9 protein-coding genes are annotated in these 12146 nt (G+C 67.9%); 7 read left to right on the top strand and 2 right to left on the bottom strand.

Annotated elements, in window-relative coordinates; genetic code table 11:
- Positions 1 to 359: 359 nt before the first annotated feature.
- Positions 360 to 2240 (top strand): FAD/NAD(P)-binding protein, encoded by a 1881-nt coding sequence (locus ACFVQ0_RS02030; protein ID WP_390085345.1) that lies wholly within the window; start codon positions 360 to 362, stop codon positions 2238 to 2240.
- A 67-nt stretch (positions 2241 to 2307) separates the two neighbouring features.
- A complete protein-coding gene (locus ACFVQ0_RS02035) occupies positions 2308 to 3474 on the top strand; it encodes a putative PEP-binding protein (protein WP_390085347.1) in 1167 nt (388 codons plus the stop codon).
- 205 nt (positions 3475 to 3679) lie between these two features.
- Here the strand turns inward: ACFVQ0_RS02035 and ACFVQ0_RS02040 are convergent, their stop codons facing one another.
- Both ACFVQ0_RS02040 and ACFVQ0_RS02045 read right to left on the bottom strand, forming a co-directional pair.
- Entirely contained in the window at positions 3680 to 4519 is an 840-nt protein-coding gene (locus ACFVQ0_RS02040) for a helix-turn-helix transcriptional regulator (RefSeq protein ID WP_390083620.1), read from the bottom strand.
- Positions 4520 to 5709: 1190 nt separating this feature from the next.
- Entirely contained in the window at positions 5710 to 6483 is a 774-nt protein-coding gene (locus tag ACFVQ0_RS02045; protein WP_390083622.1) for a DUF6008 family protein, read from the bottom strand.
- Positions 6484 to 6929: 446 nt separating this feature from the next.
- Between ACFVQ0_RS02045 and ACFVQ0_RS02050 the strand changes: the two genes are divergently transcribed.
- The 5 genes from ACFVQ0_RS02050 (at position 6930) to ACFVQ0_RS02070 (ending at position 12145) form a co-directional block, all read left to right on the top strand.
- On the top strand, positions 6930 to 7754 hold the full coding sequence (locus ACFVQ0_RS02050) for a p-hydroxycinnamoyl CoA hydratase/lyase (protein ID WP_390083624.1): 825 nt from the start codon (positions 6930 to 6932) through the stop codon (positions 7752 to 7754).
- 29 nt (positions 7755 to 7783) lie between these two features.
- Complete coding sequence (locus ACFVQ0_RS02055) at positions 7784 to 9313, top strand: AMP-binding protein (RefSeq protein WP_390083626.1); 1530 nt, start codon at positions 7784 to 7786, stop codon at positions 9311 to 9313.
- Positions 9314 to 9335: 22 nt separating this feature from the next.
- Positions 9336 to 10034 carry a DUF899 domain-containing protein gene (locus ACFVQ0_RS02060; RefSeq protein ID WP_390083627.1) on the top strand — a complete coding sequence of 233 codons (699 nt, stop codon included), beginning with the start codon at positions 9336 to 9338 and terminating at the stop codon, positions 10032 to 10034.
- Between the two features lie 139 nt (positions 10035 to 10173).
- Positions 10174 to 10917, top strand: a complete 744-nt coding sequence (locus ACFVQ0_RS02065) for an SDR family NAD(P)-dependent oxidoreductase (protein ID WP_390083629.1) — start codon at positions 10174 to 10176, stop codon at positions 10915 to 10917.
- Positions 10918 to 11197: 280 nt separating this feature from the next.
- Positions 11198 to 12145, top strand: a complete 948-nt coding sequence (locus tag ACFVQ0_RS02070) for an alpha/beta fold hydrolase (RefSeq protein ID WP_390083631.1) — start codon at positions 11198 to 11200, stop codon at positions 12143 to 12145.
- Position 12146: the final 1 nt, after the last annotated feature.

The raw sequence follows: 12146 nt of genomic DNA on the forward strand, positions 1-12146 counted from the left end.
TCGAACGGCTGACCACCATCTACACCTCCAGCGGTGCCCCGTCCGTCAGGCCGCCCGGATGAAGCACGGCGTCCGCACCCGCGAGCGCGGAGTTGACACGGACCGGGCGGAGCGCCCTCGAAACCCGGCGCTGGACCGGTGCACGTCCCCCTACGAAAGGCGGGCGGGCCCGATAGAGTGCTTCACCCGGGAAGCGCCCCGCACCGTGGCAGGAACAGGGAGCTCGACAAGTCCCGTTCTTGCTGGTCAAGGCACTTTCTTCTCTCCTGCCCGACTGCCGGACAGCCCGCTTCGTGAAAGCCCGGGGCTGGTATGAGTCGGCAGAGCCGCGGCCCCATCCTCTTCGCGGAGGTCATACCATTCTTCGAACAGGTCTATGCCCAAGAGTGCTCATTGTCGGATCGGGACTGGCAGGTGCCGCCACCGCCATGCGATTGCTCCGTTTCGCGCGCAGGCCCCTGGAAATCGTTCTGCTTGAGCGGCGTTCCGACTACCGCTGCGCAGGTGTCGCCTACCACCGCGACGGCAACCCCTGGGGACATGCGTTCAACATCCAGGCAGGTCGGATGTCGGCCTTCCGTGAGGACGTCCACGACTTCATACGCTGGGCCAACTCCGAGGCGGACCGCGGGGACTGGCCTGCCCCATGGGCCGGGACGACGTTCACCGAGGAGGGACCGGCACCCCGGCGGATCTTCCAGGACTATCTGATCGACCGTCTGGCCGAGGCCAGACGGGAGGCCTGTCCCGGCGTCGTTCTCGTCGAGGCGGACGGCGAGGCCGTCGACATGGAACTCCGCCCGAACGGCGTCGATGTGACGGTACGACACCTCTCTCTGAACAGTACGGACATGAGTCCCGAAGGCGGGCGGGGCCGGGAGGCGACGGTGCTCTTCGCGGACCGCGTCATCCTCGCGACCGGCCTGGAGCTCAGGGAGCCGCCGTTCGCCGCGGAGGTGCTCGATCACGAGTCCTTCGTGCGCAACCCGTACTCCGAGGAAGGCGTCCGGAAACTGATGACGCTCCCGCCCGGGGCGAGCGTCGCGATCGTCGGATCCGTGCTGAGCGCGTACGACTCGGCGGGCCTGCTGTTGCGCCAGGGCCACACGGGGAGGATCCATCTGGTCTCCAGGACCGGGACGGTGTTCCGTACGTACCCCGCCGGCCATGAACACGAGGTGGTGCGGCTGCCCTGCCCGAAGGCACTGCTGGAGCCGTACCTCGATCGTGGGGAGTTCCTGGCCCGGGTCCGAAGCGCGTGGGAGGCCGCGTGCTCGACCGTGGTCCGCGAGCACCCCGGCATCCATCCGGCCGTGGTCCCGGAGCGGGTGGCCAAGGCGTGGGAGCCACATCTGCCGAAGGTCATCGAGCTGATTCCCTCCGCGGAACTGCGGGGATTGCTCGACGAGTTCGGTACCGCGATCGCCGCCTTCCGGGTGGGCGCGGTGGAGTACACGATGGAGGTCATCGAGCGCGCCATGCACCCGGCGGACGGGACAGTTCAACTGGTGGTCGGCAAGGTGGCCGGGATCAAGCCGACGGAGTCCGGGCGGCTGGCCGTCTCCGTCGACGCCGGGAACGGGACGCGGTCCATCGAGACCGATCTGGTGATTTCCAACTTCAGCAGGGAGTCGGACTACGGCAGGGTCGGCCGGCCGCTGTGGAAGAACCTCCTGCGCCGGGGCATGGCGGTCCCTCACGGGCGCACCGGGCGCGGTCTGGAGGTCGACGGACGGGGGGCGCTGCTCGGCCCCGGCGGGGAGGCGGTCGGCTCCCTCTTCGCGGTCGGTGTGCTGAGAGAAGGGGACGAGATCGTCCGGAACGGCCGGACCGGGGCATTCACCTTCAACCTCGCGGCCATCAAGAACCACTCGATCGCGGTTGCCGCGTGTGTCATCGAGACGCTGGAGCCGGGCGGAGACATTCTGGCCGAGAGCTTGGCCAAATACTATGCCCGTTCCAGCAATATCAAGGAAGTGGACCGGGCCGAATTCGAGGAAGCTGTGACTCTGGAAGTGAGGAGGCTGACTGCACGTAACCGAAGTGAGCGGGAGATCAATGATTCCCGTCTGGATTCCTGCATTCGGGCCGCTGGAGAAACGTCGAACCTTTCGATGGACGCGTCCCGGCACGACCGCCTGATGAGGGCTGTCGTCAACCGGGCAGCCATTGCACGGCTCACCGACATCTCGGTCACGCCGAAGCAACTACGCAGACAACTCGGGATAGCGAACTCTTAGGACACCGGAGGACCAGTTGAGCGGGCGACGAATTCAAGGATTCCTGTTGAGCAGCGGAACAGAGAAGGTGTTGCGAGGCACTTGCAATCGCACAAGGAGTCCACTTCAGGGGTCCATCCTCGTCGCCAGTTCCCTCGAAGCGGGCCTTTACGACGCGATGGTGGCCTCACGTGCGGTCGTCTGCGGCGCGGGCGGGCTGACCGGGCACATGCAGTCCATCTGCCGCGGCAGGGGTATACCCGTGCTCCGTGTCGACGAGAGCGATCTGGCGGGCGTCACCGGCGAGGTGACACTGCATTTGGAGAGCCAGTCGATCGTCGTCGAGTCCGACACGGTCTCCCGGGCCGCGAGCCCGGCAGCGGGGGAACCGTCGCCGGACCATCTGGGCTCGGCCTGCGCGGTCATCGCGGACCTGCAGGACATCGCCACGATCAACGCGTGCGGTCCGGACGCGAAGCGGGTCGACTCCTTCTTCATCCGGGAGGAGTTCCTCTGCCTGGCGGCGGGCCTGCGTCCACTCGACTCGGTGGGCGGCAGCCCGGCCGACATCACCGCGTACGGGCAGGCCGTCGCGGACCGGCTGTGCCGGTTCACCGAGGCTCTCCTGCCCGAGCAGCGGCTCGTCCTGCGGCTGCTCGACCTCCGCTCGGACCACGCTGCCCGGGTCACCGAACGGGCCCAGGTCGCGATCGAACCGAACCCCGAGCTGGGCCTCCACGGCGCCCGCTGGCTGCTGGGGTCGAACGCGTACCGGGACGCGCTGCACGCGGTCCTCGGATCCCTGCGCGAGCGGCTCGGCGACAAGGTGGGCCGGGTGCACCTCTCGGTCCCCTTCGTCAACGACGCGGAGGAGTTCGCCACGCTGATCAGGCACCTGGAGCTGCCGGCCGACGTGCCGGTGTCCGCGTTCATCGAGACGCCCGCGGCAGTGCACGCCACCGGGGCGATCTGTGCCTCGGGGGCCAGCGAGCTGTTCGTCGGCACGAAGGACCTGGTGCAGTTCTACCTCGCGGCGGACCGGGGCAACCACTTGGTGGCCGGGTCCTATCAGACCCGGCACCCGGCCGTCATCGACGGCATAAGGAGGGTCGTGGAGTCGGCGCGCGCCACGGGCACCCCGGTGAGGGTGTTCGCGCTGGGGGCGGACCTCGGCCACTACCTGGAGCAGCTGCCGACCCCGGACGGCTACATGATGTGCACGGCCGAACTCCAGCAGGTGCTCCTGCGGTCGTGACGCCGGCCGGGCGAGCGCCCGGTACGGCGGTGTCCGCTGCGGCCGGACCGACCGGGAGCCGGCTGCGCGGACGACGAGGTGGACGCGGCGGCAAATGATCCGGCGAGGCCGTCGCTTCCTCGCCGGACCGCCCGGCCGGACCCCGGACCGCCCGGCCGGCTCGCATCCGTCGTGCTTGTTCCTCAGGGTCCGGGTGCGGTTCCGCCTACGGTGAGCCCTCCTGTACGGCCCTCAGCGCGTGCGCTCCGGCCCGGCCCCAGGGATCCGCCTGCCAGTCGCCCGCGCAGGGAGCCCGCCCGAACTCGCTGTCGGCGACCCCGGTCTCACCGGACGGGGCGGCGTGCAGCGGCCGGTGGTACGGGCCGTCCAGTTCCGGCAGGGCCAGCAGGATCGGCAGGTCGAGTTGGGTGGCCGCCCGAAGTTGCACATCGGCGTTGTACATACGTCCTCCGCGGGCGCGGACCGCCCACCCCGAGCCGATCAGTTTCGGCAGGCGGACCTGCGGGCCGGGCGCGCCGTCGTGCAGCATCACGGCCGCCGCCCGGATGAACCACAGCCCGTCGGGGACGTTCAGGCGGAACGGGCGGCACTCGTCCAGAATGTCGCAGGAGCGCGGCAGTCCCTCCATGATCGGGGTGCTGAACGCACCCACATAGACCCGGACCGGGCCGACGTCTGCCGGGAAGTGCAGGCGTCCGGCCACCGTGGACAACCCGTGGCGGGCCTGGGCGGCCGGCAGGACGAGCGGTGGCATACCGCAGCGGGCCAGGAACCGGTACCTGGTCGGCGCGATGCCGACGCTGCGGGTGAAACGGCTGGTGAACGTGCCCAGGCTGTTGTAGCCCACCCGGTGCGTGATGTCCGAGACGCTGGCCGCGGTCTCCAGCAGGTGCCGCTTGGCCATGAACAGTCTGATCGCGGCAAGAAAACGGCCCGGCGACGTCCCGGTCACCTCGTTGAACACCCGCGAATAGTGGAACTTGCTGTAAAATGCGGTTTCCGCCAGTTGTCCCAGAGAGAGCGGGTCGGCGTGGTGATCCCACATAGCATTGATACTACGCTCGATCGCCGCCTCTGTGGCCATCCGTATCCCCCGGCTTTGGATGCTGAGAATGCATTTGTACGGGCACGGAAATAGCACTTTCCTGTCGGGAGTCTGGGAATCCCGATCGGAGTTTTTCCGGTAAGCGGTCGCAGCGCATCCCGACCCACCGGCACTCTCATTACAGCGAGTTACTCTGCGCGTCGGCGGGTCCGCCTTGGGTTGCCTGCTCGTTCTGTACGGGTCAAGCGGTGGCTCCCTCATGTGGCTCTACACCTTCCCGAACGTGTCGAACCCGGACGATGCCGTGGCGGCTGAATGCGGCCGAGGAATATCGTTTAGCTGTTCGAAACCGTTCGCATCTTCAAAATTGCGGTTTGAGATGGATACTGCGAGAAGTTGGCTGAAAATCGCTTTACGGGTACCGCTTCCATTGGCGGTGCTCAGCGCGATGCGGACCAGATCTCCGACCTCGAACGGGTTTCACCGGCTTCACCTGCTGGTGGAGCCGGGGGTCGGTCGCGGGTGTCCGAGGCGCCCCGGCAGGACCGGGACACGTCCACGTACCCTCGACTCCGAGCACCACCCCGTCGTCGTGGCCGAAATGGGGCAGTTCCTCAAGTCTTCGATTCTCACCGGGCTTGGGGAGCGGAGCTCCTACCCCGCACCGGGACGTCACCCTGCGGAGGCCGGCCTCCGCCGCCGCTCGACACAGCCGTGTCGGCGCTCCGCCCGACGCCGCACGCGTCGGCCGGCGGCTCCCGTGATCCCGCCGTCCTTCCACGGGCCCCTGCCCATACGTGTCGAGCGCGGCTCCGTGGTGTTCGCGCACGGCTCTCGCGACGACGCCGGGAATATGCAAGCACGAAATCGCCGAAATGCCCGCACCAGCAGGGCTGCGGCTTTCACGGGCCAGGACCCGGATCGCGTCCATGAGTGAGCGATGCGCAGTGGCCACCGATGAGGTGACGGCGCCGGCGGCGCAACGCACGAGGCGCCCGTGCGTCGAGGAGACATTCGATGTCTCAACTCGTCAGCACGGGCACCCTATTGAATTCATGTCATGCTCATTGCCCTCCAGGAGGGCCACCGCCGCGGGTGCGAGGGTTCCCGGAGTAAGGGCTGTCCCGTGGGCATTGAACAGGCCCGGTCACACGCTCCGCGCGATGACCGGGCCCGGGATCCGCCGTCCGTCAGCGGCGCCCCAGAGGTTCGAGCGCGCTCGCGGATCCCTCCTCCGAGCCCGCCGGGGCGGCCGCGGTCTCCACGTTCCCCAGGAGACCGAAACTCTCCCTGACCGCCCGCTTCTCCTTCCAGAGGTGGTAGACGGCGATGCCTAGGATCACCGTGCCCACCGCGTTGGCCACGAAGTGCCACCAGACCCGGTACGTCGTCAAGGCCGGGCCCGGTTCGATGGCACCGAACCACGTGGACAGGCCGATGGCCCGGCTCGCGCCCAGCGCCACGGACGCCGTCAGCACGATGTGCTCGATGCCGTGGATGCCCTGCATCCAGACGCCCATCCTGGCCCACTTGCGCGACTTCAGCTGCCCGGCGACGCGATGCGTGATCTGCACGATGCCGACCAGTCCGGCAAGGAAGATGAAGTTGCCGACCAGGTGCAGGATCTCCATCCCGAGGGCGGGCTTGCCGGCGTCGACCTGACCCAACCCACGGGCAAAGCTGTCACCCCACGGAGTCATCCACGCCGCGGAGTAGGGATGGGCGATCCAGTAGCCCGCCTGTGCGACATGTTCCTGGAAGTGGCCGACCTGGCCCACCACGCCAACGCCCACAAGTCCTACGGCGAGTTTGTACAGCCACGGCTTCACCGCCTTCCGGTTCCCGACCGCGAGCACGGCGACGGCGGTCCACATCGCGACGGCCCAGCCGATGAAGAGGACAGCGCCCACGGTGTCCACCGTCGAAACGGCGGGTGCCATCCCCGGCATGCCGGAGTGATCCATACGACATTCCTCCCTGCTTGTTTCTCATCTGCGCGGAAAGATCACATAACAGCTGTCGGCGTTCGGCAGCACCTTGAGGAAGTGACCGCAATCCGAGACCAGTGAGAAAGCACGTCCTGGGTCCCCCCGGCACGAGAAGAACCAACACCCTCTCGCTGTTCACGATCTCGAACTGGCCCGCCTACGTGCCTCCCACGCAAGAGACTGCCCCCAGTCCGCCGGGTTCACCTCTTCTCAATTGCTGTCTTCGGTCTCGACGGCGGCGAGGCCCTCCGCCCGCGTGCGGCCCCGGACAGGTCCCTCGGCCGCCGGCACGGCAAAGCACATTGGGAGAAGTCGGCCGGATACAGAGAATGTGATGCTCATATCCGTGGCCGGAGCCACGGACGGTGGATTGGTGAATTCCTGTGCGCGTGCGCACTTCGTCTGGAGAAGAGGGCAAAAAAATGATCACGCTGGACACGGTGAACGTCGAGATCGACGGACCGAAGGCCACGATCTACCTGAACCGGCCGGACAAGAAGAACGCGATGAATCCGCAGATGCATCTGGATATGAATGCGGCCCTGGACGCCATCGAGGCAGCCGGAACCGTCAAGGCGGTCGTCGTGACCGGCAGCGGTGACAGTTTCAGTTCCGGGATGGACCTTGAGGAGTGCTTCCTGCAGCCTTTCGACGACCCGCAGTTGTTCTACCGGACCAATCTGGTGGCGCTCAATTGGTTCAAGCGGCTGAAGGTGTTTCCCGCGGTGACCATCGCCAAGGTGAACGGGTACGCCTTCGGCGGTGGATTCCTGGTCGCGGGGATATGCGACCTGGCCATCACGTCGGAGACCGCGAAGTTCGGACTCTCCGAGATCAACTTCGGCATCTTCCCGGCCGGTGGAGCCACCTGGGCGGCCACCCACAACCTGCCGCGCAAGCAGGCGCTGTACTACATCCTCACCGGGGACACGCTCACCGGGCGGCAGGCGGAGACGTACGGGCTGGTGAACAAGGCTGTTCCGGCGGATCAACTGGACGCGGAGACCGACCGAATCGTCGGACGGATCATCAACAAGAACCCGATCACCCTGGAACTGGCGAAGCAGGTCTACGAACGCACCACGACCATGGACCTTCCGGAGTCGATCGACTACGACCAGGCGAAGCTCTGGGAGCTCTCCCGTCTCAGCGGCAACGAGTGGATCAACGTGGCGCTCAAGCAGTTCGAGAAGCGCGACTACCAGCCCGGCCTCAGCACGTACAGCCGGGTGGAAGCCGCGTCATGATCTTCACCGGTCCACGTCCACGCGTCCACGTGCCCGAAACCACGTTCACCTCCTTCATACTGCGACAGGCGGAGCAGTACCCGGACCGCCTGGCGACGATCGACGTCGACGGGGAGAACGGTTACACCTACGGCCGGCTCGCATCGGCGGTGCGCCGGGCGGCCACCGGGCTGCATGCCCGCGGCTTCGGCAAGGGCGACGTGCTGGCCCTCCTGGCGCCGAACGTGCCCGCCTACCCGATCGCGTTCCACGCCGCCGCCCTGGCGGGCGGCACGGTGGTGGTGCTCAATCCCCTCGACACGGCGGACGATCTCACCGCCCACCTGAACGACACCGGCGCGCGCCTGCTGGTGACCATGCCCTCCGAGGTGGTCAAGGCCACGGCGATGACCGCGCGGACGAAGGTCGAAGAGATCTTCGTGTTCGGTGAGGCGGAGGGCGCCACGTCGTTCTCGGCGCTGCTCACCGACGGTGTGCCTCCCGAGCCGGCCGTCGACCCGGCGGACGACGTGGTGGCCGTGCTCCACTCCAGCGGCAGCACCGGCTATCCCAAGGGGGTGCTGCTGACCCATCGGAACATGATCGCCAACGTTCTCCAGACCAGCCTGGTCGCGCCCCTCGGTGAGCACGAGACGGTGCTCGCCGTCCCGCCCTTCCACCACGCGTTCGGCCTGATCATGACGATGAACGCCAGTCTGCTCCAGGGCGCGACACTCGTGACGATGCCGCGCTTCGACCCCGAGGCCTACCTCAAGGCGATCCAGGACCACCGCGTCACACGCCTCTACGTCGTGCCGACCATCGCCGTCCTCCTCGCGAAGAGCCCACTGGTGGACCGGTACGACCTCTCCTCGCTCCGCTCGATCGTCTCCGGCGGCGCCGCGCTCGACCCCAGAACGGCCGAGCTCTGCCGGCAGCGCCTGGGGGTGAGCATCGGCCAGGGATACGGCCTCACCGAGGCACTGGTCTCGTTCATGCAGCTCGCAGACCCGGTGGCCCCGGGGTCGGTCGGCCCCAACTCCCCCAACATCGAGTGCAAGATCGTCGACGTCACCACCGGCGACGAACTCGGGCCCAACCAGGACGGCGAGGTCCTCATCCGCGGCCCGCATGTGATGAAGGGCTACCTCAACGCCCCGGAGGCCACCGCCGAGGTGCTCGAACCGGACGGTTTCCTGCACACCGGAGACCTCGGCCACGTGGACGGGAACGGAGAGCTCTTCCTCGTCGACCGGATCAAGGAACTCATCAAGTACAAGGGCCAGCAGGTGTCCCCGGTCGAGCTCGAAGCGGTCCTGATGTCGCACCCGAAGGTCGCGGACGCGGCGGTGATCGGTGTGCCCGACGAGGAGGCCAGCGAGATCCCCAAGGGATTCGTGGTGACCGGCGAGCCGGTCACGCCGAAGGAAATCATGGCCTTCGTCGCCGAACGGGTCGCCCCCTACAAGAAGATCCGGCTGGTCGAGTTCATCGATCAGATCCCCCGCACACCGGTCGGCAAGATCGAGCGCCGCAGTCTTCTGGCCCGCGAGCGGACCGGCCGGTCGTCGCAACTCTGAAGCAGACCCCCAGGGAGAACCGATGAACCTTCCGAAGATTGTTTCCCGATCGGAGTGGCTGGAGGCCCGCAGGGCGCTCCTGGAGAAGGAGAAGAAGGTGACCAACGCCCGCGACATGATCGCCGCGGAGCGCAGGAAGCTGCCGATGGTCAAGGTGGAGAAGGAGTACCTCTTCGAAGGACCGGACGGCACAGCGACACTGCTCGACCTGTTCGATGGCCGACGCCAGCTCATCGTCCGGCACTTCATGTTCGGCCCGGACGACGACGAGGGCTGCATCGGCTGCTCCATGCAGACGGACAGCGTCGGCGAGCTCGCCCACCTGTGGGCACGGGACACCAGCTTCACCCTGGTCTCCCGGGCGCCGCTGGCGAAGTTCGAACCCTTCAAGGCCCGGATGGGCTGGACGTACCCCTGGTACTCGTCGTTCGGCAACAGCTTCAACTACGACTTCGAGGCCGCCACCGAGATGGGCGAGTCGCCCGGGGTGAGCGCGTTCATCCGGGACGGCGACGACATCTTCCACACCTACTCGGTCTTCGACCGGGGCGGGGACATCTTCAAGAACTTCTACAACTACCTGGACATCACCGCCCTGGGCCGGCAGGAGGACGAGCTGGAGCACCCCTGGGACTGGTGGCGCTACAAGGACAGCTACGACAGCAAGGACGCAGCCGCGCCCGGCAACAACTGGTGGAATGGAACACGCTTCAAGTCGTAGCGCGTTGATTCCCGCCCTCCGGCGACAGCCGGAGGGCCCGTGACTCCGGCTCCGGGACCTGCTGCCTCCCCGCGACAGGTCCCGGAGCCGGAGTTCTCGACCGTCCGCGACCGGACACGCCCATCACCTGGAGGACATCATGAGCGACCTGTCCGGCAAGACCACCATCGTCGTCGGCGCGAGCCGCGGCCTGGGCCACGGAATCGCCACGGCCTTCGCCGAGGCCGGCTCCCGCGTGGTCGCCGTCTCGCGCACCGGGGCCCCGTTCGCCGAACCGGCCGGCGCCGGCAGCACCGTTCCCGAACTCGCCGACGCAGGCGACCCCACCGTGGCAGGCAGCCTCCTCGACCGCTACCGGCCCGAGGTCGTCGTCCTGGCGGCCGGCGCGAGCCCGCACATGCGTCCGCTGCAACACCAGACCTGGGAGACCTTCTCGGTCAACTGGCAGACCGATGTCAGGATCGCGTTCCACTGGCTGCGCGAGGCCCTGCTCACTCCGCTGCGGCCCGGCAGCAGGGTGATCGTGGTCAGCAGCGGCGCCGCGATGGCGGGTTCGCCGCTCTCCGGGGGCTACGCCGGCGCCAAGGCCACCCAGCGCTTCATCACCGGATACGCCCAGGACGAGGCGAACCGCGCCGGACTGGACATCACATTCTCCGCGGTGCTTCCCCGGATCACCCCGGCGACCGAGCTGGGCAGGTCGGCGGCCCGCGCGTACGCGGCTCGCGACGGCCGGTCCGAGGAGGAGTACCTGAAGCAGATGGGGCCGCTGCTCACCCCGGAGATCGCCGGCGCGGCGATGGTCGAGCTGGTCAGGACGGAGGCGACCGCGGTCGCGCCCGGCTACCTCCTGACCGGGGCCGGCCTGAAGAAGCTGCCCTGACCCGGTTTCACGTCATGGGTACGGGGCAGGGCCGCCGGTCGGCCCTGCCCCGTACGTCGTCGCGACTCCCGGATACGGCTCGGCGGGCGGTGATAACCGGCCTGCCGAGCCGTCGTGCTCGCATGCCCCGGACCCGGCGTCCGCCCCGCCCGGAAACACGGGAGGGCACGTAGGAAGAGGCCGGGGAGATTCCCGTCTTCGATGATGGCTGAGCAGCACCGAGCCCGTGGGCCGGTCCTTCGCATACCTGTCTCGGCCACGACCACGAGGAGTGGGAACAGTGACGACGAACAGCAGCAGTACGAGCACAGCGGACACCGGCGGGGAAGTCCCGGGCGTCCGGACCGATGCCGAACTCGCGAGCTCCCTGGACGGCGGCTTCAGCAGCGAGTACGCCACCGTGAACGGTCTCCGCCTCCACTACGTCGCCGGCGGAGAGGGCGCTCCGCTGGTCCTGCTGCCCGGCTGGCCGGAGACCTGGTGGGAGTTCCACAAGGTGATGCCCGCCCTCGCCGCGGCCGGCCGCAGGGTCATCGTGCTCGACCTCCCCGGCATGGGCGGCTCGGACAAGCCCGCCACCGGATACGACAAGAAGTCGATGGCCGGAGTCGTCCACGGATTCGTCCGTGCCCTCGGCTACGACCAGGTGGACATCGCGGGCCACGACGTCGGCGCGCAGGTCGCCTTCAGCTTCGCGGTCAACCACCCGGAGGCCACCCGCAGGGTCGCCCTGCTCGACGTGCTCCACCCGGACGCGTCGATGTACCAGATACCCGTGCTGCCGGCCCCGGGCCTGCCCTTCTTCCCGTGGTGGTTCGCCTTCAACCAGGTCGTCGGCCTGCCCGAACAACTGCTGGCCGGACGCGCCCACTTCCTCATCGACTGGGTCTTCGACAACTTCCTGCTGGACCCGGACGCGGTGACCCCGGCGGACCGGGCCGTCTACACCCGGGCCTACGACACGGCGGACGGGATCCGCGGCGGCAACGGCTGGTACCAGACGTTCGGCCAGGACATCGCAGACCTCGGAACCTACGGGCAGGTCACCGCGCCCATGCTCGGCCTGGTCTCCAACCTCGCCGACGGCATGTTCGCCAAGCAGATGGAGGCGACGCTGCCCGCCCAGGGGAGCGACGTGCGGGTCGTGCTGGTGCCGGACGCGGGCCACTACTTCGTCGAGGAGGCGCCGCAGGCCGTCATCGACGCGTTCAACGAGTTCTTCGTCTGAC

This window comes from Streptomyces sp. NPDC057900, assembly GCF_042887885.1.
GTDB lineage: Bacteria > Actinomycetota > Actinomycetes > Streptomycetales > Streptomycetaceae > Streptomyces.